This window comes from Deinococcus seoulensis, assembly GCF_014648115.1.
GTDB classification, from domain to species: domain Bacteria; phylum Deinococcota; class Deinococci; order Deinococcales; family Deinococcaceae; genus Deinococcus; species Deinococcus seoulensis.
In genome coordinates, this window is the sequence record NZ_BMQM01000009.1 from 51,981 (window position 1) to 75,683 (window position 23,703).

General features: G+C 70.0%; 23 protein-coding genes. 13 read left to right on the forward strand and 10 right to left on the reverse strand.

Annotation, left to right across the window (positions count from 1 at the left end):
* Window positions 1-159: 159 nt before the first annotated feature.
* Window positions 160-1,278 (reverse strand): TDT family transporter, encoded by a 1,119-nt coding sequence (locus IEY70_RS08535; RefSeq protein ID WP_189064582.1) that lies wholly within the window; start codon window positions 1,276-1,278, stop codon window positions 160-162.
* Between the two features lie 101 nt (window positions 1,279-1,379).
* On the opposite strand from IEY70_RS08535, the gene IEY70_RS08540 reads away from it, so the two are divergent.
* Window positions 1,380-2,258: a LysR substrate-binding domain-containing protein gene (locus IEY70_RS08540; protein WP_189064583.1), complete on the forward strand. Its 879-nt coding sequence runs from the start codon at window positions 1,380-1,382 to the stop codon at window positions 2,256-2,258.
* Between the two features lie 19 nt (window positions 2,259-2,277).
* Here the strand turns inward: IEY70_RS08540 and IEY70_RS08545 are convergent, their stop codons facing one another.
* From IEY70_RS08545 to IEY70_RS08580, 8 genes are all read right to left on the reverse strand, one after another.
* The gene (locus IEY70_RS08545) at window positions 2,278-3,048 is read right to left on the reverse strand and encodes an urease accessory protein UreD (protein WP_229777773.1); all 771 of its coding nucleotides are present in this window, start codon (window positions 3,046-3,048) and stop codon (window positions 2,278-2,280) included.
* A 53-nt stretch (window positions 3,049-3,101) separates the two neighbouring features.
* Entirely contained in the window at window positions 3,102-3,791 is a 690-nt protein-coding gene (gene ureG / locus IEY70_RS08550; RefSeq protein WP_189064584.1) for an urease accessory protein UreG, read from the reverse strand.
* A gap of 14 nt (window positions 3,792-3,805) precedes the next feature.
* The gene (locus IEY70_RS08555) at window positions 3,806-4,450 is read right to left on the reverse strand and encodes an urease accessory protein UreF (RefSeq protein ID WP_189064585.1); all 645 of its coding nucleotides are present in this window, start codon (window positions 4,448-4,450) and stop codon (window positions 3,806-3,808) included.
* A gap of 133 nt (window positions 4,451-4,583) precedes the next feature.
* On the reverse strand, window positions 4,584-5,039 hold the full coding sequence (ureE, locus tag IEY70_RS08560) for an urease accessory protein UreE (protein ID WP_189064586.1): 456 nt from the start codon (window positions 5,037-5,039) through the stop codon (window positions 4,584-4,586).
* Window positions 5,036-5,698 carry a hydrogenase nickel incorporation protein HypB gene (gene hypB / locus IEY70_RS08565; protein ID WP_189064587.1) on the reverse strand — a complete coding sequence of 221 codons (663 nt, stop codon included), beginning with the start codon at window positions 5,696-5,698 and terminating at the stop codon, window positions 5,036-5,038. The genes ureE and hypB overlap by 4 nt, the downstream gene beginning before the upstream one ends.
* Window positions 5,695-6,057, reverse strand: coding sequence for a hydrogenase maturation nickel metallochaperone HypA/HybF (locus tag IEY70_RS08570; protein WP_189064588.1), 363 nt, complete (start codon window positions 6,055-6,057; stop codon window positions 5,695-5,697). Before IEY70_RS08570 ends, hypB begins: the two co-directional genes overlap by 4 nt.
* Window positions 6,058-6,108: 51 nt before the next feature.
* Complete coding sequence (gene ureC / locus IEY70_RS08575; protein ID WP_189064589.1) at window positions 6,109-7,830, reverse strand: urease subunit alpha; 1,722 nt, start codon at window positions 7,828-7,830, stop codon at window positions 6,109-6,111.
* Window positions 7,831-7,993: 163 nt separating this feature from the next.
* A complete protein-coding gene (locus tag IEY70_RS08580; protein ID WP_189064590.1) occupies window positions 7,994-8,680 on the reverse strand; it encodes an urease subunit beta in 687 nt (228 codons plus the stop codon).
* A gap of 245 nt (window positions 8,681-8,925) precedes the next feature.
* On the opposite strand from IEY70_RS08580, the gene urtA reads away from it, so the two are divergent.
* The 8 genes from urtA (at window position 8,926) to IEY70_RS08620 (ending at window position 16,457) form a co-directional block, all read left to right on the forward strand.
* Window positions 8,926-10,110 carry an urea ABC transporter substrate-binding protein gene (gene urtA / locus IEY70_RS08585; RefSeq protein ID WP_189064591.1) on the forward strand — a complete coding sequence of 395 codons (1,185 nt, stop codon included), beginning with the start codon at window positions 8,926-8,928 and terminating at the stop codon, window positions 10,108-10,110.
* Between the two features lie 77 nt (window positions 10,111-10,187).
* Window positions 10,188-11,090, forward strand: a complete 903-nt coding sequence (gene urtB / locus IEY70_RS08590) for an urea ABC transporter permease subunit UrtB (RefSeq protein WP_189064592.1) — start codon at window positions 10,188-10,190, stop codon at window positions 11,088-11,090.
* Entirely contained in the window at window positions 11,087-12,193 is a 1,107-nt protein-coding gene (gene urtC / locus IEY70_RS08595; protein ID WP_229777775.1) for an urea ABC transporter permease subunit UrtC, read from the forward strand. The genes urtB and urtC overlap by 4 nt, the downstream gene beginning before the upstream one ends.
* Before the next feature lie 19 nt (window positions 12,194-12,212).
* Window positions 12,213-12,950 (forward strand): urea ABC transporter ATP-binding protein UrtD, encoded by a 738-nt coding sequence (gene urtD / locus IEY70_RS08600; RefSeq protein ID WP_229777777.1) that lies wholly within the window; start codon window positions 12,213-12,215, stop codon window positions 12,948-12,950.
* Between the two features lie 75 nt (window positions 12,951-13,025).
* Complete coding sequence (gene urtE, locus IEY70_RS08605; protein ID WP_189064594.1) at window positions 13,026-13,730, forward strand: urea ABC transporter ATP-binding subunit UrtE; 705 nt, start codon at window positions 13,026-13,028, stop codon at window positions 13,728-13,730.
* 21 nt (window positions 13,731-13,751) lie between these two features.
* Window positions 13,752-14,759 carry an ABC transporter substrate-binding protein gene (locus IEY70_RS08610; protein WP_229777779.1) on the forward strand — a complete coding sequence of 336 codons (1,008 nt, stop codon included), beginning with the start codon at window positions 13,752-13,754 and terminating at the stop codon, window positions 14,757-14,759.
* Window positions 14,756-15,622, forward strand: coding sequence for an ABC transporter ATP-binding protein (locus IEY70_RS08615; RefSeq protein WP_229777781.1), 867 nt, complete (start codon window positions 14,756-14,758; stop codon window positions 15,620-15,622). The genes IEY70_RS08610 and IEY70_RS08615 overlap by 4 nt, the downstream gene beginning before the upstream one ends.
* A gap of 10 nt (window positions 15,623-15,632) precedes the next feature.
* On the forward strand, window positions 15,633-16,457 hold the full coding sequence (locus IEY70_RS08620; RefSeq protein WP_229777782.1) for an ABC transporter permease: 825 nt from the start codon (window positions 15,633-15,635) through the stop codon (window positions 16,455-16,457).
* Window positions 16,458-16,486: 29 nt separating this feature from the next.
* On the opposite strand, the gene IEY70_RS08625 is transcribed toward IEY70_RS08620, so the two are convergent.
* Window positions 16,487-17,260 carry an HD-GYP domain-containing protein gene (locus IEY70_RS08625; protein WP_189064596.1) on the reverse strand — a complete coding sequence of 258 codons (774 nt, stop codon included), beginning with the start codon at window positions 17,258-17,260 and terminating at the stop codon, window positions 16,487-16,489.
* 249 nt (window positions 17,261-17,509) lie between these two features.
* Between IEY70_RS08625 and pdxR the strand changes: the two genes are divergently transcribed.
* The 4 genes from pdxR (at window position 17,510) to IEY70_RS08645 (ending at window position 23,675) form a co-directional block, all read left to right on the forward strand.
* Entirely contained in the window at window positions 17,510-19,015 is a 1,506-nt protein-coding gene (gene pdxR, locus IEY70_RS08630) for a MocR-like pyridoxine biosynthesis transcription factor PdxR (protein ID WP_229777783.1), read from the forward strand.
* A gap of 196 nt (window positions 19,016-19,211) precedes the next feature.
* Window positions 19,212-19,982 carry an ABC transporter substrate-binding protein gene (locus IEY70_RS08635; RefSeq protein ID WP_189064597.1) on the forward strand — a complete coding sequence of 257 codons (771 nt, stop codon included), beginning with the start codon at window positions 19,212-19,214 and terminating at the stop codon, window positions 19,980-19,982.
* A gap of 226 nt (window positions 19,983-20,208) precedes the next feature.
* Window positions 20,209-21,441, forward strand: a complete 1,233-nt coding sequence (gene rocD, locus IEY70_RS08640) for an ornithine--oxo-acid transaminase (RefSeq protein WP_189064598.1) — start codon at window positions 20,209-20,211, stop codon at window positions 21,439-21,441.
* Between the two features lie 191 nt (window positions 21,442-21,632).
* The gene (locus IEY70_RS08645; protein WP_189064599.1) at window positions 21,633-23,675 is read left to right on the forward strand and encodes a beta-galactosidase; all 2,043 of its coding nucleotides are present in this window, start codon (window positions 21,633-21,635) and stop codon (window positions 23,673-23,675) included.
* The last annotated feature ends 28 nt before the right edge of the window (window positions 23,676-23,703 follow it).

Here is a 23,703-nt window from a genome sequence, read left to right on the forward strand (position 1 = left end):
TCCGATTGAATGGCTCATAAAGCCGTTCAATCCGAGCGGACTCGCAGAGCTTCGCAGAAGAGCGAGGAGGAGCAAAACGGGTTCCGGACGTGGAGTGGGCAGATCGGTGGTGTTCCGATCTGTCAACGAAACAAACGGAATCCGTATCAGGCTCCCGGTTCAGGGCAGGCGCGGCGCGGCTCCCGCTGCGAACAGGCTGCCGTTCCACGCGCCGCGCAGCGTGCGGGCCGCGACCATGATCCACAGGCCCGCCAGGACGCCGGTCAGCGCCCAGCCGAGGTGCGTGAATCCGCTCAGGTGACTCTGCTCACCGAGCGCGAAGGTGGCGGCCGTGAACACGCCCAGCGGGAAGGTCAGGCCCCACCAGCCCAGGTTGAACGGCAGGCCGCCCCGCACGTAACGGCGGGTCGTGAGCGCGGCGAGGGCCAGCCACCACCCGCCGAACCCCCACAGGATCAGCCCGCCCAGCAGCCCGAACCCGCTGAACACCGGGGCGAGGTCCGCGAGGCCCAGCGTGCCCAGCACGGGCGGCGCGGCGTGCCCGAGTTGCAGCAGGGCCAGCGCGCCTGTGGCGAGCGGTCCCAGCGGCAGGAACATGCTGACGCCGACCTCCGCGCCGGGCAGTTTGTGCTGCGCGAGCCTCAGCAGCAGGATGGTGATCAGCATCAGCGCGATCGGCACGGACAGCGCGAACAGCACGTACCCGCCCACCAGCAGCGGGGCGGCCTGCGCGGCGCCGAGGTGCGGGGCGATCAGTCCGGCGCTGGCGGCGGCCACCTCGGACGCCACGACGGGCAGCAGCCACAGCGCGGTCATGCGTTCCAGCGCGTGGTCCTGCCGGGTGAACATCAGGTACGGGACGAGCAGGCCGGTCGCGGCGGCCAGCAGGGCGTCCAGGGTCCACAGGGAGCGGGCGACCTGCGCGGCCCCGTCGCCCCAGTGGGGCACGCCGAACACGATCAGGCCGTTGATGACGGTGGCCAGCCCCATGGGAACGGCGCCCAGGAACATGCTCTGCGCCGGGTGGTGCAGCGTGGCGCGGCTCTCGGCCGGGTACAGGATCAGCCGCGCGGCGGACAGGACCGTGAACAGCAGCAGCAGCGTCATGTTCAGCCACCACAGCGCCTCGCCCGCCGCCGCTGCGCCCGCCACGGGCAGGTGCGGCAGCGTCAGGGACACGATGCCGGTGCCCATGACGGCCGTGAACCAGTTCGGCGTGAAACCGCGGATCACGTCCGCGTGCAGGGCCGGGCGGGCAGGGAGGCGAGCGGGAACCATGCCCCGAGCGTAGGCGCCCGCTGACCTCAACTCAAATGAGAGTTCATTGGATTCCCCAAAAAAATACTGATACCACTCCCCTGGCGGGTATGCTGCGGCGCGTGAGCCTCGACCCGCACCACCTGCTGACCTTCGCCCGCGTGGCGGCGCGCGGCAGCCTCAGCGCCGCCGCGACCGAACTGAACCTCACGCAGCCCGCCGTGTCCGCCCAGATGAAACTGCTGACCCAGGCGGTCGGGGAACCGCTCCTGACCCGCCACCGCCACGGCGTGACCCTCACGCCCGCCGGGGAGGGCCTGCTGCCGCACGCCCGCACCCTGACCCGCTCACTGCGCGCCGCGCAGGACTACCTGAACGAACTGCGCGGCCTGGACAGCGGCACCCTGAACGTCGCCGCGAGCAGCACCGTCGCCGCCGCGATCCTGCCCGGCGTGCTGGCCGCCTTTCACGCCGCGCACCCGCGCGTGACCATCCAGGTCCGTCAGGGCAACACCCGCGAGGTCCTGGCCGCCCTTCAGGCCGCGCAGGCCGAGGTCGCCCTGATCGAGGGACCGCCCGGCACGCCCGGCCCCGACTGGGTGGCCGCGCCGTTCGGGCAGGACGAACTGATCCTGGTCGCGCCGCCCGGCACGCCCGCCGCGCCCCCCCCGGACCTCAATCACCTGCCGCTGATCTGGCGGGAACGCGGTTCCGGCACGCGCGAGGTGGCCGAGGCCGCCCTGGCCCGCGCGGGCCTGACGCCCCCCACCCTGCTGGAACTGCCGGGCACCGAGGCCGTCAAGGAGGCCGTGATTCAGGGCCTGGGCGCGGCGTTCCTGCCGGAACTGCGCGTGCGGCGAGAACTGCGCGCCGGACTGCTGGTGCGCCTGCCGCTGACCCTGCCCGGCCTGCGCCGCCCCCTGACCCGCGTGACCCCGCACCCGGACGGGCAGTCCCGCGCGGCCCGCGCGTTCCTGACACTGCTGGACCAGCGGCCCTGACCGGGTCAGCGTGGACTGCTCAGCGCCGCACCTGCACGGGCGGCGCGTTCCACAGCTGCCCGCGCAGGGACTCGCGCGCGCCCAGCAGCGTCCTGTCCAGGTCCGGTCCCCTGGCGGCCACGCCGCGCAGCCACACCGCGCCGCCCGCCGACACCCCGGACGCCAGCACGCCCGGCACGTCCGGCAGGTCCGCCGGGACCGGGCCGCCGACGAACACCCCGGACGCCTGATAGTCCTGCCCGCTCCACACGCCCGGCGCGCGGGTGAATTCGCCCGGCACGAGCCGCTGCCGGTCCAGGTACACCCGCCGCCCCGCGACACTCACCTGCACGCGACTCTCGTAGGACAGGAAGGCCAGCCGCTCGCCGGTCTGCACCCGGCCCGACGCGAGCGTCTCGGTCAGGGCGAACTGCGCGCCGACCTCCAGCTCGGCGGTCAGGGTCTGCGCGAACGCACTCCCGGCGAAGGGAATGGTGCGTTCCGGGTGGAATTCCAGCCGCGCGCCCGCCGCCACCGTGAAGTGAACGTCCTGCGTGGCGGGGCGACCATCCGGCGACGGCTGCACCCGTGTGGCGGACTGCGTGAGGATCAGCACCCGCGCGCCCGCCTCCACCGTCACGCGGATCTCGGCGTGATCGCCGCCCAGCACGCCGCCGGTCGGATTCACGATGAAGACCATCAGCGTCCCGCACGGCAGTTCGAAGGGCCGGATGACCATCAGCGGCGCCTTCTGCGTGTCCCGCAGCAGCGCGGTGCGCCCGCCCCGCACGCCGAAGTGCAGGTGCAGCACGCCCGTGCGCGTGCGGGCCAGCAGCGTGCCGGAAGACAGGGGGCGGGGCAGGGTCAGACCGGCGCTCCCCGCTGGCCCGTGTCCTGCAACCCCACGCGGGGCGGCGGCACGTTCCGGAACAGCAGGTCGTGCTCGATCCACGCGATCACGTCCGCCAGGCCGTCGCCACTCTTGAGGTTCGTGAACACGAAGGGCCGCACCTCGCCGCCCACGGTGCGCCCGGCCCGCGCGTCGGCGTCCATCACGCGCAGGTCCGCGCCCACGTGCGGCGCGAGGTCCGTCTTGTTGATCACCAGCAGGTCGCTGCCGCGCACGCCGGGACCCCCCTTGCGCGGCACCTTCTCGCCGCCGGACACGTCCAGCACGAACATCCACGCGTCCACCAGCTCCGGCGAGAAACTGGAGGCCAGGTTGTCGCCGCCCGACTCGATGAACAGCAGTTCCAGCCCTGGATACTCGCGCGTCAGGGCCTCCGCGGCCTCCTGATTCAGTGAGGCGTCCTCGCGGATCGCGGTGTGCGGGCAGCCGCCCGTCTGCACGCCCCGGATGCGGTCGGCGGGCAACGCGGCGGCGGCCGTCAGGATCCGCTGGTCCTCGAAGGTGTAGATGTCGTTCGTGATGACGGCCAGCTCGAAACGGTCGCGCAGCGCGCGGCACAGCGCCTCCAGCAGCGCCGTCTTGCCACTGCCGACCGGGCCGCCCACGCCGATCCGCAGGGGAGAGGAAGGATTGGGATTGCTCATTGGAACTCCTTGGGTCACGTCTGGAACAGTCGCGCGTCCAGCCGGGGTTGTTCGCTCGCGGCGACGTCCAGGTGCGGGGTGAAGGTAAAGAGGTCGTCCGGCGTGGCGTGCAGGGCCGCGTGGATGCAGGCCTGCGCGGCCCCCTCGCAGTGGGCGGCGCAGCGCTGGGCGTCCAGTCCGCCGAGTTTCATCAGGCGCGTGGCGCTGGTGGCGCGGCCCAGCAGCCAGCCGCTCACGAACCCCGTGACGGTGTCCGCGCGTGGCGTGCCGAGCGCGTGCCCCAGCAGCGCGAAGGTGGTCGCGTGGTGCCGGGTGGCGGGCAGGTCCGCCACGATGTCCGGCCAGAGGTGCGTGGCGGCGCGGCGCAGGTTCGCCCCGACCCGCGTGCTCGCCGCGCGTGGCCCCGGCACGAGCTTCAGGTCGTCCAGCAGGTCGTCGAGGTCCGCCAGCGTGGCGGGGGCGGCGCCCCACGCCAGCGCGCAGGCGGGCGCGTCCTGCGCCCCCCACCCGTGTGTCAGCTGCCCCGCCAGGAACGCCGTCAGGTCGCCGGGCGTGCGGACCTCGCCGCGCGTCGTGAGGGTCTCCAGCCCGTCGCTGAACGCGTACGCCCCGGTGGGAAACGCCGAGTCCGCCAGTTGCAGGAGGCGCAGGAGGCTCATACGGACTCCGATTGAATGGGCTGCAAAGCCCGTTCAATTCGAGCGGATGCGAGCAGGAGAGAAACGGGTTCCGGACGTGGAGCTGGCAATCCGGTGAACTTCCGGATTGTCGGCGAAACAAACGGAATCCGTATCATCCTTCGTGCTCCCAGGACGGGCGGCCATGAAACGGGCGTTCCTCGCGCGTGAAAGGCACGCCCAGCCGCGTCAGCAGCAGCTCCAGCGGCGCGTCCCACAACGCCAGGAACGTCGCCCCGTCCGGCACGAGGTCACGGTGCAGGTTCCCCACCGCGTGCCCCAGCGCCGCCGCCTCGGCCAGCGTGCGTGGCGTGACGACCGCCACGTCCTCCGGGGCGGCGGCCACGACGTAACTCACGCCGCCCCTCACCTCCAGCAGGGTGCCGGGCGACAGCACCGTCCCGGTCGGCAGGGCCAGCAGCAGTTCCGCGCCGTCCGGGGCGCGCAGGCGGCGGCGCACCCGGCGGCGGTCGGCGGCCGTCATGGGCACGCGCACCACCTCGCCCGCCACCGCCCCGGCGGTCGTCACCGTGCCCAGCACCGGGCGGCGCAGCCCGGACAGACGGGTCACGCCCGCTCGCCCCGCACGAACGCGAACCACGCGTCCAGGCCCGCGCCGCTGCGACTGCTCAGCTCGATGACCGGCACGCCGGGCCGCGCCCGGTCGATGTTCTCCCGGCACAGGTCCCGGTCGAAGCCCACCGCGTCCGCGAGGTCCATCTTCGTGATCACCACCACGTCCGCCGTGTTGAACATCGTCGGGTACTTCAGCGGCTTGTCCTCACCCTCCGTGGTGCTGATCAGCACCGCGCGGGCCGCCTCGCCCAGATCGTACGAACTGGGGCACACCAGGTTCCCCACGTTCTCCAGGAACAGCACCTCCAGCCCCGCCAGATCGAAGCGCGGCAGCACCGCCTGCACCATCGCCGCGTCCAGGTGGCAGATGGTGCCCGTCACGATCTGCTCGGCCTGCGCGCCGTGCTGCCGCAGCCGCGCCGCGTCGTTCTCGGTCGCCAGGTCCCCCACCGCGACCGCCATGCTCACCTGCCCCGCCAGATCCCGCAGCGTGCGTTCCAGCAGCGCCGTCTTGCCCGCACCGGGACTGCTCGCCAGATTGATCGTCCGCACGCCCGCCGCCGCGAAGGCAGCGCGGTTTTCGGCCGCCGTGTGATCATTCGCCTTCAGGATGTTCTGCCGCACCGTCACGATGCGCGGATTCGCTACCGTCATACGTCCTCCAGATCAGGTTCAGCCAGTTCGATCTCGTCCAGCTCCAGTTCATCGCCCGCCAGCAGCGTCGGCGTCGGCGCGCCGCACTCAGGGCAGCGCAGCCCCCGCGTCACGTCCAGCGTCACCCGCCCATGCACCGGGCACTCACCCACACCCGGCACGGTCACCACGCTCAGCCGCGCGCCCTCCAGCGGCGTGCCCTGCGCGCAGGTCGGAAACGCCGCCGTCAGCGCCTCCGGCACCACACTCGACCACTGACCCACCCGCACCGTCAGTGCGGACGCCCGCGCCGCGCCGTTCTCACGCAACACTTCGGAGGCCACGTCGATCAGCGACAGGGCAATGGACGCCTCATGCACGGGAAGCAGGCTCCGAGCTCTGAGCTCTGGGCTGTGAGGGGAATGACCGCATCAGAACAGGAAGTACCGCTGCGCGAGCGGCAACTCGTCGAGGGGCTCGCAGGTGACGACCTCGCCGTTCACGCGGACCTCGTAGGTTTCGGGGTTGACGTGAATGTCGGGTGTCTCGGCGTTCAGGATCATGTCCCGCTTGCCGATGTCGCGGGTGTGCTGCACGGCGCTGTAGCGGCGGCCCAGGTCCGGCAGGTTGCCTTCTTCCAAGCTGACCTGCGACACGAAGTGCAGGCAGGTGGCGTCCGGCCCGCCGCCGTGCGCGGCGAACATGGGGCGCGGGTACACGGGCTGCGGCGTGGGAATTGAAGCGTTCGCGTCGCCCATCTGCGCGGCGACGACCAGACCACCCTTGATCACCAGCGCGGTCTTCGCACCGAAGAACGCCGGTTTCCACAGCACCAGATCGGCGAGTTTGCCGACCTCGACGCTGCCGACCTCGTGCGCGATGCCGTGGGCGACGGCAGGGTTGATGGTGTACTTCGCGACGTACCGCCGGGCGCGCAGGTTGTCGGCGCGGGTGTCCGTGCCCAGGCCGGGGATGCCCAGCGGGCCGCGCTGGAGTTTCATCTTGTGCGCGGTCTGCCACGTGCGGGTGATGACCTCGCCCACGCGGCCCATCGCCTGACTGTCGCTGCTCATCATGCTGAATACGCCCAGGTCGTGCAGGACGTCCTCGGCGGCGATCGTCTCGGGGCGGATGCGGCTCTCGGCGAAACTCACGTCCTCGGGAATGCGGGGCGACAGGTGATGGCAGACCATCAGCATGTCGAGGTGCTCGTGGATGGTGTTCACCGTGAACGGCATGGTCGGGTTGGTGCTGCTCGGCAGCACGTTCGGCAGGCCCGCCACCTTGATGATGTCCGGCGCGTGCCCGCCCCCGGCACCCTCGGTGTGGAAGGTGTGGATGGTGCGCCCCGCGAACGCCCGGATGGAGTCCTCGACGAACCCCGACTCGTTCAGCGTGTCGGTGTGGATCGCGACCTGAATGTCGAAGTCCTCGGCGACACTCAGGGCGGCGTGGATGGCGGCGGGCGTGGTGCCCCAGTCCTCGTGCAGCTTGAGTCCCAGCGCCCCGGCGCGGATCTGCTCCGCCAGCGGCGGCTGCGTACTGGCGTTCCCCTTGCCGAGCAGACCGAAGTTCAGCGGCAGGCCCGCCAGACTCTCCAGCATGCGGTGGATGTGCCACTCGCCCGGCGTGCAGGTCGTCGCGGACGTGCCCGCCGTGGGGCCGGTGCCGCCACCGATCATGGTCGTCACGCCTGACTCCAGCGCCGTCCAGCACTGCTGCGGCGCGATGAAGTGAATGTGCGTGTCCACCCCGCCCGCCGTCAGGATGTGCCCCTCGCCCGCCACGATCTCGGTACTCGCCCCGATCGTCAGGCCCGGCGTCACGCCGTCCTGCGTGCCGGGATTCCCCGCCTTCCCGATGGCCGTGATGCGCCCGTTCTTCACGCCCACGTCCGCCTTCACCACGCCCCAGTGATCCAGAATCAACGCGTTCGTGATCACCAGATCCGGCACGTTCGCATCCTCGCGGGTGGCGGTGCTGCTCTGACCCAGGCCGTCGCGGATGACCTTCCCACCCCCGAACTTCACCTCCTCGCCGTACGTGGTGAAATCCCGCTCCACCTCGATCAGCAGACCCGTATCACCCAGGCGCACCCGGTCCCCCACCGTCGGGCCGTACAGGTCGGCGTACTGCTTCCGGGTTACACGCATGGGGAAACCTCCGGTCGGGTCGAAGGTGAACCCCTCCGCCCCTTCGGGGCACCTCCCCTCAAGGGGAGGCAAGTGCTCTCTGCCTCCCCTTGACTTGCAAAGCTCCGCAGGAGAGGGGAGCTGGCCGCGAAGCGGACTGAGGGGTTAACACGCGACGCTGCCCTCATTCCGCCCCTCCAAATCCCTGCTCGCGGGCGCGGCCGAGCGCGGCGTCCTTCATGCCGTTCCCGTCCAGTTCGCCGCTGACGAGGGCGTTCATGCCGTGGACTTCGCGGGTGCCGCCGAGGGGCACGAGTTCGATGTCTCTTTCCTCGCCGGGTTCGAAGCGCACGGCGGTGCCGGCGGGGATGTTGAGGCGCTGGCCGTAGGCGCTGTCTCGGTCGAAGTGCAGTCCGGCGTTCACCTCGAAGAAGTGGAAGTGACTGCCGATCTGGATGGGGCGGTCGGCGCGGTTGGCGACGGTGAGGGGCGTGACGGGTCGTCCGGCGTTCAGTTCGATGTGGCCGTCTTCGAGCAGGTACTCGCCGGGAATGACGGCGCTGTGGCCGCCGCGGATGGGGTCGTGGATGGTCACGAGTTTGGTCCCGTCGGGGAAGGTGCCCTCGACCTGGATGTCGTGGATGAGTTCGGGGATGCCGTCCATCACGTCGTCCGGCGTCAGGATGGTCGCGCCCCAGCTCATGAGGTCCTCGACGCGCCGTCCGTCGCGGATGCCTTCCAGGACGGCGGCGGTGATCAGGGCGACGGCTTCGGGGTGGTTGAGTTTCAGGCCGCGGGCGCGGCGGTCACGGGCGACCTGGGCGGCCGCGTGGATCAGGAGTTTGTCGCGTTCGCGTTCCGTGAGTTGCATCGCTGGGTGGCCTCCTGGGTGGGTGTGGGCGGTTGTGACGGCTTGTCAGGGTGCAGCGTACCTGCCTAAGGGTCAAGGAACGCTCGTTTTTCTAAACAACTTGCATGCCGGGGGGCGGGGGCGCTCCTATAGTTCGCCCATCTGCGCAATCTGTTAAGAAAATCTTGAACAAAACGCAGAAAAAGACTACGATTCACCGCAAGGCAGCGCCGGTGCGTGCAACGCGCACCCAAAAGGAGACCCTCATGAGCAAGCTCCGTTCCGTCTGCACCACCACCCTCAGCCTCGTCCTCGCCGCCGCCAGCACCGCCAGCGCGCAGGGCACCGTCAAGGTCGGCGTCCTGCACTCCCTGACCGGCACCATGGCCATCAGCGAGATCACGGTCGCGAACGCCGCGCAACTCGCCATCGACGAGATCAACGCGGCGGGCGGCGTGATGGGCAGGAAGATCGTGGTCGTCAAGGAGGACGGCGCCAGCGACTGGCCCACCTTCGCCACCAAGGCCGAGAAACTCCTGACCCAGGACAAGGTCGCCACGGTGTTCGGCGGGTGGACCAGCGCCAGCCGTAAATCCATGCTCCCGGTGTTCGAGAAGAACGGCGGGCTGCTGTTCTACCCCGTGCAGTTCGAGGGCAACGAATGCAGCCCGAACATCATCTACACCGGCGCGCAACCCAACCAGCAGGCCCTGCCCGCCCTGGAATGGGCGCTGGGCAAGGGCTACAAGAAGATCTTCCTGCTCGGCAGCGACTACGTGTACCCCCGCACCGCCAACCTCATCCTGAAAAAGCACATCGCCGCGAAGAAAGCCACGCTGTCCGGCGAGGAGTACGTCGCGCTGGGCGGCACCGAGTTCAGCTCCGTCATCAACAAGATCAAGGCCGCCAAACCCGACGTGATCATCAACACCCTGAACGGCGACTCCAACGTGTCGTTCTTCAAGCAGTACCAGGCCGCCGGGTACAAGGCCAGCACCCTGCCCGTGATCTCCTTCTCCATCGCCGAGCAGGAAGCGCAGGCCATCGGCACGGGGCTCCTGAACGGCCAGTACGCCACCTGGAACTACTTCCAGAGCCTCCCCAACCCCGCGAACAGGAAGTTCGTCGCCGCGTACCAGAAGAAGTACGGCAAGGATGCCGCCATCACCGACCCCATGGCGCACGCGTACATGGACGTGTACCTCTGGAAGGCCGCCGTCGAGAAGGCCAAGAGCTTCGACCCCATGGCGGTCCGCAAGGCCATCGTGGGCATCAGCATGGACAGCCCGCTCGGCAAGATCACCGTCGCGCCCAACGGCAGCCTCACGCAGGCCGTGTACACCGGCATTTCCGGTGCGGGCGGGCAGTTCAGGGTCGTCGCGCAGAGCAAGGGCGTCGTGAAGCCCGAACCGTACGACAAGCTCGCCTTCCCCGGCAAGACCTGCCCGTAAGCCGCCCCGGCTGAGTGGGACGCGGGAAGCGGCGAACAGCCACTTCTGCGTCCCGCTCACCCTTTCGAGGAGGGAAGATGGACTTCACGTTTATTTCCGGGCAGCTGTTCACGGGCCTGTCGGTCGCGTCGATCCTGCTGCTGGCTGCGCTGGGCCTCGCGCTGAGTTTCGGGCTGATGCGCGTGATCAACATGGCGCACGGCGAGTTCCTGATGGTCGGCGGGTACCTCACGTACCTCGCGGCGCAGTGGGCCGGGCCGACCCTGGGCGACGCGTGGCTGTGGGCGGCGTTCCCGCTGGCGTTCCTGGGCGCCGCGCTGCTGGGCGCCGTCATGGAGTTCACGGTCATCCGCCGCCTGTACGGCCGCCCGCTGGACACGCTGCTCGCCACGTTCGGGATCAGCCTGATCCTGCAACAGGCGGCGCGGCAGTTGTTCGGCAGTACCGGCGTGCCCGTCACGGCGCCCGCGTGGCTGGGCGGCGCGTGGCAACTGGGCGACGTGACCCTGCCGTTCGTGCGGCTGTTCGTGATCGTCCTGGCGGCCGTGGTGCTGGCGGGGATGTGGTGGCTGCTGAACCGCTCACGCTTCGGCATGCACGTCCGCGCCGTGAACCAGAACCGCGAGATGGCCGCCGCGCTGGGCGTGAACACCCGCTCGCTGGACATGCTCGTCTTCGCGCTCGGGGCGGGGATCGCGGGTGTGGCGGGCGTGGGCCTCGCCCTGATCGCCCCGGTGAACCCCACGGTCGGGGCGGCGTACATCGTGAACGCGTTCCTGGTCGTTGTGGTGGGCGGTGTGGGCAGCGTGCTGGGCGGGGCGGTCGCGGCCGTGCTGCTCGGCTTCGTGACCGCGCTGGCCGAGGGCTTCACGAGCGTCAGCCTCGCGCAGGCGATCCTGCTGGTCCTGGTCGTGGCGTTCCTGCAGTGGAAGCCGCGCGGCCTGATTCCCACGAAGTCGCGGGCACTGGAGGAAGCGTGACGCGCCTGTCCTCAAGCACTGTCGCCGTGATCGCCGTGCTGATCGCCCTGGCGTTCGCGCCGCTGTACCTGGGCGCGTACCCGCTGACGCTGCTGGGGCGGGTGCTGGCGCTGTCCATCGCGGCGGTCGGCGTCATGGTCGTGTGGGGCCGCGCGGGCATCCTGAGCCTGGGCCAGGGGCTGTTCTTCGGGCTGGGCGGGTACGCGCTGGCCATGCACCTGAAACTCGTGGCGACCCCGAAGGGCGAACTGCCGGACTTCATGCTGTACAACGGCGTGGAGGCGTTGCCGTGGTTCTGGGCGCCGTTCGCGAGTGCGCCGTTCGCGCTGGCGATGGTGCTGATCCTCCCGGCGGCGGCGGCCGGACTGGTCGCGTGGCTGATGTTCCGCCGCCGGATCACCGGCGTGTACGTGAGCATCATCACGCAGGCGCTGCTGCTGGCGTTCGTGACGTGGCTGAACGGCTCGCAGGGCCTGACGAGCGGCACGAACGGCATCACGGACTTCCAGACGTTCCTGGGCGTGAACCTGCGCGGCGCCGGTGTGGCGCACGGCCTGTACTGGGTGACGCTGCTGTTCGTGGCGCTCGCGCTGGGCGGCACGGCCCTGCTGCTGCGCACGCCGTTCGGGGCGATCCTGACCGCCATCCGCGACAACGAGAACCGCACCCGCTTCCTGGGCTTCAACCCGGCGGCGTTCAAGATCGCGGCGTTCATGCTGGGCGGCCTGCTGGCCGGTGTGTCCGGCGCGCTGTACACGCTGCACCTGGGCACCATCTCTCCGGCCATGATCGGCACGGCGTTCAGCATCGAACTGGTCGTGTGGGTGGCACTCGGCGGCCGCGCCAGCCTGATCGGCGCGGCGGCCGGGCTGGTCGTCGGGCAACTCGCCAAGGACCGCATCTCCAGCGCCGCGCCGGACGCGTGGCTGTACGTCATGGGCTCGCTGTTCGTGCTGGTGGTACTGGTCATGCCGCAGGGCGCGGCCGGGCTGATCGGAGGCCGCCGCCGCGCGCCTGCGCCCACGCCCACGCCCCAGAACCCCGCGCCCCAGAATCCCGTGACGCAGAACCCGGTCACCCGCGAGGTGAGCGATGCCGTCTGACACACAAACACTCCTTGACGTGCGGGACATCACGGTATCCTTCGACGGTTTCAAGGCCATCACCAACCTCAGCCTGTCCGTGCCGAAGGGCAGCCTGCGCGTGCTGATCGGACCGAACGGCGCGGGCAAGAGCACCCTGCTCGACACGATCATCGGCAAGGTGCGCCCCGACACCGGCGAGGTGCGCTTCGCCGGGCAGGTCATCTCGAAGCTGCCCGAGCACCGCATCGCGGGCCTGGGCATCTGCCGCAAATTCCAGGCTCCGGGCGTGCTGGAAGGCCTGAGCGTCCGCGAGAACCTGCTGCTCACCGCCCGCCGCGACAAGGGCGTGCTGGGCATCCTGAAGGCCCCCACCCGCGCCGAACAGGACCGCGCCGACGAACTGCTGCACCTGACCGGCCTGACCGCACGGGCCGACGTGCCCGCCGCCTCCCTGGCGCACGGAGAGAAGCAGTGGCTGGAGATCGGCATGGTCGTCGCCGCCGACCCGCAACTGCTGCTGCTGGACGAACCGACCGCCGGCATGACCGCGCAGGAGACCGCGCAGACCGCCGACCTCATCCACACCCTGGCCGGGCGGCACACCGTGCTCGTCATCGACCACGACATGCACTTCGTGGAACTCCTGAACGCGCCCATCACGGTGCTGCACCAGGGACAGGTGTTCCGCGAGGGCGACCTGGAGACCCTGCGCGCCGATCCGGACGTCATGGAGATCTACCTCGGCAGACCCAGGGAGCTGATGGCGCATGGCTGAACGCAGAAAGCTCCTCCCGCCCCTGTCGGCCTTCAGCCATCCGCCTTCTGCCTCCGGCACTTCAAAGGAGCCCCCATGCTGAAACTGGAAGGCGTCACCGCCGCGTACGGGCAGAGCCCCGTGCTGTTCGGCATCGACCTGGAAATCGCGGACGCCGAGGCCGTCACGCTGATCGGCCGCAACGGCGTCGGCAAGACCACCCTGCTGCGCGCCATCACGGGCCTGCACCCGGTCACGGGCGGCGGCGTGCGCCTGAACGGCGCGCAGGTCGAGCAGGAACCCGCCTTCACCCGCGCCCGCAGCGGGCTGGCGTACGTGCCACAGGGACGCGGGCTGTTCGGGCACCTGACCGTCGAGGAGAACCTGCTGATGGGCCTCCCGGCCCTGTCAGGCCGCGCCGCCGCGAAACGCGAGATTCCGGACCTCGTGTACGACCTGTTTCCCATCTGCCGCGACATGGCCGGACGCCGCGCCGGGAACCTGTCCGGCGGGCAGCAACAGCAGGTCGCCATCGGCCGGGCGCTCGTCACGCAACCCCGCTACCTGCTGCTGGACGAACCCACCGAGGGCATCCAGCCCAGCGTCGTGCAGGAGATCGAGGTGGCCCTGACCCGCATCCGCACCGAACTGCGCGTCGCCGTGCTGCTCGTCGAGCAGTACCTGGACTTCGCGTGGGCCTTCGCCGACCGCTACTACGTCATGCAGAAGGGGCGCGTCGTCGAGACCGGCCACACCGCCGACACGCCCACCCACACCGTCCAGCGCTACCTGGGCGTCTGAATGCACCTCTCAAGGAGATCCATGACCCACCGAATCCTGACCGCCACCCTGGCCCTGACGCTCTCCTCGCTGGCCGCCGCGCAGGGCACGAACGTGCGCTTCACGCTCGACTGGGCCTTCGAGGGGCCCGGCTCGCCGTACCTGCTGGCCGCCGACCGGGGGTACTTCGCGAAGCAGGGCCTGAACGTGACCATCGACCGGGGCTTCGGTTCCGGGGACGCCGTCACCAAGATCGCGAGCGGCACGTACGACATGGGCTTCGGCGACATCAACGCCATGATGGAATTCAACGCCCGCAACCCGGCGCAGCGGCTGGTGGCGGTGTACATGGTGTACAACGCGCCCCCGCACGCGATCCTGGTCCTCAAGAGCAGCGGCATCAAGACACCCAAGGATCTGGAAGGCAGGACGCTGGCCGCCCCGGTCGGGGACGCCTCGCGCCGCCTGTTCCCGGCGTTTGCCGAGGCCAACGGGATCGACGCCAGCAAGGTGAAGTGGGTCAGCGTGGACGGCGGGCTGCGCGAGCCGATGCTGGCCCGCAAGCAGGCGGACGGCATCGCGGGCTTCACGTTCACGTCCCTGCTGAGCCTGGGGCAACTGGGCGTGAAGGCCGACGAGGTCACGGTCTTCCCGTACGCGCAGAGCATCAGCGGCCTGTACGGCAACGCGATCATCGTGCGGGCCGACTGGGCGAAGAAGAACCCGGCGGTCGTCAAGGGGATGCTGGTCGCCATCAACCAGGGCCTCAAGGACGCGATCAGGGACCCGGCAGCTGCCATCGCCTCGTTGCAGAAGAAGAACGCGCTGATCAACCCGGCGCTGGAAACCGAGCGGCTGAAACTGGCCCTGAGCGGCAGCGTCCTGACGAAGGACACCCGCGCGCTGGGGCTGGGGCTGGTGCGCCCGGACCGCCTGAAAAGCAGCATCACGGTCGTGCAGAACGCCTTCGACCTGCCCAGGGGCCTGACGCCCACGAACGTGTTCGACACGTCGTACCTGCCGCCCGCCGCCGACCGGAAGGTGAAGTGAGCGCCGCGCCCATCACGGCCGCGCCCACCACGGCCGCCTCCACCACGGAGCCGCTGGCCATCGACCTGCGCGGCGTACACATGCGCTACGGCGGCCCCGGCGGCACACTGGCCGCGCAGGACGTGAACCTGACCGTGAAGAAAGGCGAGTTCGTCGCGATCGTCGGCCCGTCCGGCTGCGGCAAGAGCACGCTGCTGCGCCTCGTGGCCGGGCTGATGCCCCCGGCGGCGGGCAAGGCACTGATCAGCGGCGTCCCCCCGAAAGCGACCGGCAACACCGGCATCGCGTTCCAGAATCCCAGCCTGCTGCTGTGGCGCACGGTGTTGCAGAACGTGCTGCTGCCGCTGGAGGTCTCACCGAAACACAGGGCCGCGTACCGCCGCGACCCCGCGCCCTACGTGGCCCGCGCGCGGCGCTTGCTGTCGGCGGTGGGCCTGGGTGACTTCGTGGATAAACACCCCTGGGAGCTGTCGGGCGGGATGCAGCAGCGGGTGAACCTCGTGCGGTCGCTGATCCACGCGCCGGAGTTCCTGCTGCTGGACGAACCGTTCAGCGCGCTGGACGCCTTCACCCGCGAGGAACTGTGGCTGGCGTTGCAGGCGCTGTGGATGGGCGCGCGGCCCACCGTGATCCTGGTCACGCACGACCTGCGCGAGGCGGCGCTGCTGGCCGACACGGTGTACGTCATGAGCGCCCGGCCCGGCACGTTCACCGCGCAACACGAGGTGCCGTTCGCGCGGCCCCGCACGCTGGACCTGACCTTCACGCCCGAATTCACGGACGTGATCCACGACCTGCGCGCCCACGTGGGCGGCCTGCGCTCACCCATCCGCGCCGAGGAACTCATGGAGGCTGTCTCGTGAAGGTACTGCCGTGAGTCTGGAAACCGGAACGCCCGGCGTGGCCCCGGTGCCGCGCGCCCTGCCGCCCGCCGCCCTGAGCAGACTGCGCCCGCTCGTGCCGCCCACCCTGGCGATCCTGGCGTTCTTCGCCGTGTGGGAACTGGCGTGCCGACTGTTCAGCATCCCGCCGTTCATTCTGCCCACGCCCAGCGCGTCGGTCGCGTCGGTCTTCCAGTTCGCGCCGGCCGTGGCGGGGCACGCCGCGCAGACGCTGACCACCACCCTGATCGGCTTTGCCCTGAGCGTCGTGCTGGGGGTCGCGCTGGGCGCGCTGGTGGGCCTGAACCGCACGGCGTATCAGGCGCTGTACCCGCTGCTGATCGGCTTCAACGCCGTGCCGAAGGCGGCGCTGGTGCCGGTACTGGTCATCTGGTTCGGCGTGGGACCCGTCCCGGCGGTGCTGACCGCGTTCCTGATCTCGTTCTTCCCGGTGGTCGTGAACGTCGCCACCGGCCTCGCCACCGTGGAGCCCGAGCCGCGCGAGCTGCTGCGCGCGCTGGGCGCCTCGCCCTGGGAGGTCTTCTCGAAGGTCAGCCTGCCGCGCGCCCTGCCGTACTTCTTCGCGTCCCTGAAAGTCGCGGTGACGCTGGCCTTCGTGGGCAGCATCATCAGCGAACTGGCCGCCAGCAACAAGGGCATCGGCGTGATGATGAACCAGGCGGCCAGTTCCTTCCAGGTGCCGCTGGTGTTCGGCGGTGTGCTGCTGGTCAGCGCCATGGGCGTCGTGCTGTACGCCATCTTCGCGCTGATCGAGTCGCGCCTGACCGGCTGGGCGTACCGGGGCAACCAGGGCTGATACGGACTCCGATTGAATGGGAGTCCGTATCAGGTGCCGGTGGGGTGCTCGTCCGGGGTGGTGTCGTCGGGGCGGAGCAGGTACAGGTCCAGCGCGCCGGACGCGAGGTACGCTTCGACCATGTCCGGGTCGAACTGCGTGCCGCTTCCGGCCTTCAGTTCGGTCAGCACCTGATTCAGGCTCAGGGCCGCGCGGTAGGGCCGGTCGGCCAGCATGGCGTCCACGGCGTCCGAGACGGCCAGCAGGCGTCCCTGTACCGGGATGTCCAGGCCGCCCAGCCGGTCGGGGTATCCGCGTCCGTCCCAGCGTTCATGGTGGTGCAGCACGAAGGCCCGCGCGGATGCCAGCGCGGGGAACCCGGCGATCATGTGCGACCCGATGACCGGGTGGCGCCGCACCTGCCCGTACTCCTCGTCGCTCAGTCGGCCCGGTTTGCGCAGGATGGTGTCCGAGATGGACGTCTTGCCGATGTCGTGCAGGACCGCGCCTAGCCGCACGTCCTCAAGTTGTTCCGGGGACCAGCCGAGCGTGCGGGCGGTCCGCAGCGCCGCGTTCTGCACGCGTTGCGTGTGTTCGCGCGTGTACGGGTCGTGCGCGCCGAGTGCGATCACGAACGCGTTCACGACGGCGCGCGTGGCGGCTTCCAGTTCTGCCGCCTGGGTCTTGTAGCGCAGGAACAACGTGCCGAACTCGGCGGCGTACCGTTCCAGTTGCGCGGTGTACAGCTGTTCCGGTGACAGGTCCGGTGTGCTGCCGGTCCCGTCGCGCGGGTCCGGGAGGTCGGCGGCGGTCGGGGGTGTCATACGGACTCCGATTGAATGGACTGCAAAACCCATTCAATCCGAACGGATGCGAGTGGGATCAGGGCGGGTTCCGGGCGTGGAGCTGACAACCCGGTGGGGTTCCGGGGTATCAGCGAAACAGACGGAATCCGTGTCATGCGGACATGGTAGGCCGTGAACTGCATCAGAATTCTTTCAGTTGCATCCGGTGGTGATTCACGAACCGCAGGGGTTCGGGGTGCGCCGTTCGGCTGTGCCCGGCGGACCCGCGTGGTATCACTGCTCATGCCGGACCCCGTGCCCGCGCGCCGGGCGGCCCTCCCGGCCGATCTGATCCTCACGCTGGACCGCGCCCGGCCCGGCAGCCTGTCGCGGCAACTGGCCGGTCAGTTGCGGGGTGCGGTGCGCGGCGGGCTGCTGGAACCCGGTCAGCGTCTGCCCTCGACCCGCGCGCTGGCCGCGTCGCTGGGCGTGGGCCGCAACGTGGTGTTCGAGGCGTACGAGCACCTGCTGGCCGAGGGGTACCTGAGCGGCCGGGACCGTTCGGGCACGTTCGTCGCGCCGGACCTTCCGGACGGCACGCAGGCGGCCCAGGCGGCGCGGCCCGCTCCGGCGACCGGGGCGCGCTGGTTGCAGCGGCCCGTGCCGGAACCGCTGATCGAGGCGCCCAGTCCGGCCGGAACGCTGGAATTCCGGGTGGGGCAGACCGACACGGCCACGCTGGACGGCAGCGGCTGGCGGCGCGTGTGGCGCGGGGCGACCCTGACGGCCCTGCCCGGCGATTACGGCGACCCGGCGGGCGACCCGGCGCTCAGGGAGGCGGTCGCGGCGTACCTGAAACGCGCGCGTGGTTTCGCGTGCCGCGCGGACGACGTGATCATCACGGGCGGCGCGGTACAGGGCGTGAACCTGATCGCGCAGGCGACCCTGCAACCCGGTGACCGCGTGGCGTTCGAGGAACCCGGGTACCGGCTGGCCCGGCAGATCTTTCAGGAGGCGGGCGCGCGGATCGTGCCGCTGCCCGTCGACGATGACGGCCTGAACCTGGAGCCGCTGCTGACTGCGCGGCCCGCAGACGCCCCGATCCTGCTGTACACCACGCCCAGCCACCAGTTCCCGCTGGGCGTGCGGCTGTCCGTGGCCCGGAGGCTGGCGCTGCTGGACTGGGCGCAGACGCACGACGCCCTGATCCTCGAAGACGACTACGACAGCGAATTCCGCTACGGGGCCAGCCCGCTGCCGTCACTGGCGTCCCTGGATACTGGCGGGAACGTGGTGTACCTGGGCACCTTCTCGAAGGTCCTGGCTCCGTCCGTGCGGGTCGGGTACGTCGTGGCGCCCCGGCCGCTGCGCGAGCGGCTGCTGCGCATCAAGAGCAAGGCGGACTTTCACACGTCCTGGCCGGTGCAGCGCGCCCTGGCGCTGATGGTCACGGACGGGCACCTGGAACGCCACATCCGCCGCATGCGCAAGACGTACGCCGCGCGCCGCGCCGCCCTCAGTGGCGCCCTGCACCCATCAGGCGGGAACGCCCGCCTGATGGGCCTGGAAGCCGGGTTGCACGCCCACCTGGAACTCGCGCCGCACCTGAACGCGGCCCGCGTGACCGCACTGGCCCGCGCGCAGGGCGTGACGATTCCCAGCCTCGACCCGTACTACCTGAACGCCCCGGACCGCAACGGGCTGCTGCTCGGGTACGGCGGCCTGACCCTGCCGGACGTGCAGCGCGGCGCAGAGGTGCTGGCGCGCGCCATCGAACAGGCCAGCCGCGAATAGATGGGCGGTGAAGAGGCTGGCCGCGTCCGGTCAGCCTGAACCCTCCTATCAGACTGGTGACAGAAACCTCGGCTATGATCCCCTGCGGGTTCCGGCCCGCCCCGCCCCGGTCCCGCTCGGGGTTCACGGGGCACCGGCCCCTGCACGTCCTGCACCTCTCACTGTTCACCTCACACTCTGCTCCTCTGGAGGCATCATGACCCGAATTCTTCCCCTGCTGACCGGCGCCGCCGTTCTCTCCGCCGCTCTGCTGTCCACGGGCGCGCAGGCCCGCACCCTGAAAGAAATCAAGGCGTCCGGCACCATCAAGATCGGCACGAACGCCGAATTCAAACCGTTCACGTACTTCGAGGGCAAGACCATGAAAGGCTTCGAGTACGACCTCGGGAACGCCATCGCCAAGCAGATGGGCGTGAAGGCCGAGTGGATCAACCAGCCGTTCGACGGCCTGCTGATCGGCCTGAACCAGAACCGCTTCGATCTCGTGATCTCCTCGCACGGCATCACGCCCGAGCGCGCCAAGGCCGTGGATTTCAGCCTCCCGCACTACTGCAGCGGCGGCCTGATCGTCAGCCGTCCCGGCGGCCCGAAAACGGCGGCGGACCTGAAAGGCAAGACGGTCGCCACGCAGGTCGGCACCACCTACGTCGATCAGATCAAGAAGGTCACGGGCGAGAAGAACCTGCGCGTGTACCCCAACAACGCCAACGCCCTGCAGGCCCTGATGAGCGGCCGCGTGGACGCCATGGTGAACGAGAAATTCTACGGCCTGGAAGCCCTGAAACTGAACGGCAAGAAGTTGCAGCAGGGCGAGATGATGTTCCAGGAGAAACTGGCCATGGCGGTTGCCAAGGGCAACAGCACCCTGCTGAGCGCCGTGAACCAGAACCTGAAGACCGTGCAGGCGAACGGCACGTACGCGAAGATCTCGAAGTCGTACTTCGGACAGGACGTGCGCTGCAAGTAAGCGGCTGACCTGCCCTGCCGGTCCCGGCCCCCTTCCCGCGTGGGAGGGGGCTTTTTCCGGTCGCTTCCGGGCCGGGCCATGTGCAACTGGCTGGTCGTTTCTGGTGGGTTCTGGCTCTTTTCGCCAGCCAGTTCAGCCCTTACCATCAGGGTGAAGAACCGCACCGGCCCTCCCCGTGGGCCGTTCACTGACCCGGACCGTGGCCCGCGCGCCGCGAAGGAGCACCATGACCAGTACCCTCGAACAGACCCGCCGGACCCCCGCCCCCGGCACCGCCGCCGACCTGCTGCGCCGCGAGGACGCCCTCGGCGCGCACAACTACAAGCCGCTGAACGTCGTCATTCACCGCGCCCAGGGGTCCTGGGTGTGGGACACCGACGGCCGCCGCTACCTGGACTGCCTCTCGGCGTACAGCGCCGTGAACCAGGGGCACTGCCACCCGCGCATCATCGGCGCGCTGACCGAGCAGGCGCAGCAGGTCACGCTGACCTCCCGCGCGTTCCGCAACGACCGCCTCGCCGCGTTCTACGAGACCGTCACGCGCCTCCTGAACTTCGAGGCCGTGATTCCCATGAACACCGGCGCCGAGGCCGTGGAGACCGCCATCAAACTGGCGCGCAAGTGGGCGTACGAGGTCAAGGGCGTGGCGCACCACCAGGCCGAGATCATCGTCATGGACGGCAACTTCCACGGGCGCACCACCACCCTGGTCAGCTTCAGCAGCGAGGGGCAGTACAGGGACGCCTTCGGGCCGCTGACGCCCGGCTTCGTGCGCGTCCCGTACGGTGACGCGGCGGCCATCGAGGCGGCCATCACGCCGAACACGGCGGCCGTGCTGTACGAACCCATTCAGGGCGAGGCGGGCGTGATCGTGCCCCCCGAGGGTTTCCTGACCGCGCTGCGCGGCGTGTGCGACCGTCACGGCGTCCTGATGATCGCCGACGAGATCCAGACCGGCCTGGGCCGCACCGGTCAGTGGCTGGCCGGGGATCACGAGCCCGCGCGCCCCGACGTGGTCATTCTCGGCAAGGCGCTGGGCGGCGGCGTGTACCCGGTCAGCGCCGTGCTGGCCAGCCGCGCCGTGATGGACCTGTTCCAGCCCGGCGATCACGGCAGCACCTTTGGCGGCAACCCCCTGGCGGCCGCCGTGGCGCAGGCCAGCCTGGAAGTGCTGGAAGACGAGAATCTGCCCGCCCGCGCCGCCGAACTCGGCGAGTACCTGCGCGGGCGCCTGCGCGCCATGAACAGCCCCCTGGTCAGGGAAGTGCGTGGGCGCGGCCTGCTGATCGGCGTGGAACTGCACGTCCCGGCCCGCCCGTACTGCGAGGCGCTGCGCGACCTGGGCGTGCTGTGCAAGGAAACTCACGAGACCACCATGCGCCTCGCGCCGCCGCTGGTCACCACCCGCGAGGACCTCGACTGGGCGCTGGAACGCATCGAACAGGTGCTGCGAGGCTGACCCCCTCCGGCCCGGCGGCGGCCCCCTCCTTCACGGTGCGGGGCCGCCGCCCGTTGGGTGCGCTGTCCAGCTGCCCAGACCCCCCCGCTGTTCGCAGCGGGACTCGCCTGCTACAGTCCGGGGCAGTTTGCAGTGTGTTGCCGGGCGTTCCCGCCGTGGGTGGGGGCGACCCGGCTCTGAGGGGCGTGCGTATGTTCGATATTCGTCGGTTCGATGGCGTGATTTACGGAGCGGATTACAACCCGGAGCAGTGGCCGCGTGAGGTGTGGGCCGAGGACGTCCGCCTGATGAACGAGGCGGGCGTGAATCTGGTGTCGCTGGGCATCTTCTCGTGGGCGCTGCTGGAGCGCGCCGAGGGGGAATTCCACTTCGAGTGGCTGGACGAGGTGATGGACCTGCTGCACGCGGGCGGCGTGGACGTGAATCTGGCGACGGCGACAGCCTCGCCGCCCCCGTGGTTCTCACTGAAGTACCCGGATTCCCGTCCGGTGACGGTGGACGGCGTGCGGCTGGAGGTCGGCGGGCGGCAGCTGTACTGCCCGAGCCACCCGGCGCTGCGTGAAGGCGTGGCCCGCCTGACCCGCGCCGTCGCCACCCGGTACGCGGACCACCCGGCGCTGAAACTGTGGCACATCAACAACGAGTACGGCTGCCACATCGACCAGTGTTACTGCGAGCACTGCGCCCGCCGCTTCCGCGCGTGGCTGGAAGCCCGCTACGCCACCATCGACGCGCTGAACGACGCCTGGGGCACCGCCTTCTGGAGTCAGCGGTACACCGACTGGGCCGAGATCCAACCGCCGCGCCGCGCGCCCACCTACGCCAATCCCACCCAGCAGCTCGACTGGCGGCGCTTTAGCAGCGACAACATCCTGGAACTGCACACCCTGGAACGCGGCATCCTGACCGAAATCACGCCGGACGTGCCCGCCACCACGAACTTCCTGGGGTTCCTGCCGGGCCTGGATTACTTCCGCTGGGCGCAGGAGGAGGACGTGGTGTCCCTGGACGCCTACCCGGACCCCGGCCAGCCGGACTCTCACCTGGAGGCCGGAATGGTGTTCGACCTGACCCGGTCACTGGGCGGCGGGAACCGCTGGATCCTGATGGAGCAGGCGACGAGCGCCGTGAACTGGCGGACGCGCAACGCGCCCAAGGCGCCGGGGCAGATGCGGATGCTCAACCACCTCGCGCTGGCGAAGGGAGCCAGCGGGATCATGTTCTTCCAGTGGCGGGCCTCGAAAGCCGGCGCGGAGAAATTCCACAGCGGCCTCGTGCAGCACGTCGGCCCGGAGCGCTCGCGGGTGTGGCGTGAAGTCACGGCGTTCGGCGCGGAACTCAAGACCCTGACGCCCCTGCTGGACGCCCGCGTGCCCGCGCGGGTCGCCGTGATGTTCGACTGGCACAACTGGTGGGCGCTGAACATCGACAGCAAACCCGGTGTGATTCCGCTGCTGCCGCTGCTGGGCCGCTGGTACGCCGCGCTGCGCTCGCTCGGGCAGAACGTGGACTTCGTCGCGCCCGGCGGCGACCTCGGCGCGTACGACGTGGTCGTCCTCCCGAACCTGTACCTGATGGACGACACGACCGGCGCGAAGTTGCGCGCCTTCACGGAGCGCGGCGGGCACCTGATCGCCGGGTACTTCACGGGCGTCGTGGACGGCCAGGAACACATTCACCTGGGCGGCTATGGCGGGCCGCTGCGGGACGTGCTGGGCCTGTGGGTCGAGGAGTGGGACGTGCTGCTGCCCGGCCAGACGAACACCGTCACCCTGAACGGCGCCCAGGTCACCGTCACCGACTGGTGCGACGTGCTGCACCTGGACGGCGCCGAGGCCGTCGCCACCTACGACGGACGCTATTACGCCGGTCAGGCCGCCGTGACCCGCCACGCCACCGGGCAGGGACAGGCGTGGTACGTGGGCACCGAACTGCCCCCGGTCGCCCTGCGGGACGTGCTGCGCGGCGTGCTGGAAGGCGCGGGCGTGCCCCACACCCTGCTGCCCGCCCACGCCGACCTGAGCGTCTCGGCCCTCCCGGACGGCACGCAACTGCTGCACGTCCTGAACGCCCACCCGCACGACACCCTGACCCTGACCGTCCCAGCCGGAGGCACCCTCTTCCCGGACGGCGGCGACGCCGGCACCCGGATCGAACTGCCGCCCCACGGCGTCACGCTGATCCACTACCCGCACGCCGTGCAGATCAGTGACGTGCAGGCCAGCGGAAGCTAGACCCGCCCCACCCACGACGATGGGCGTC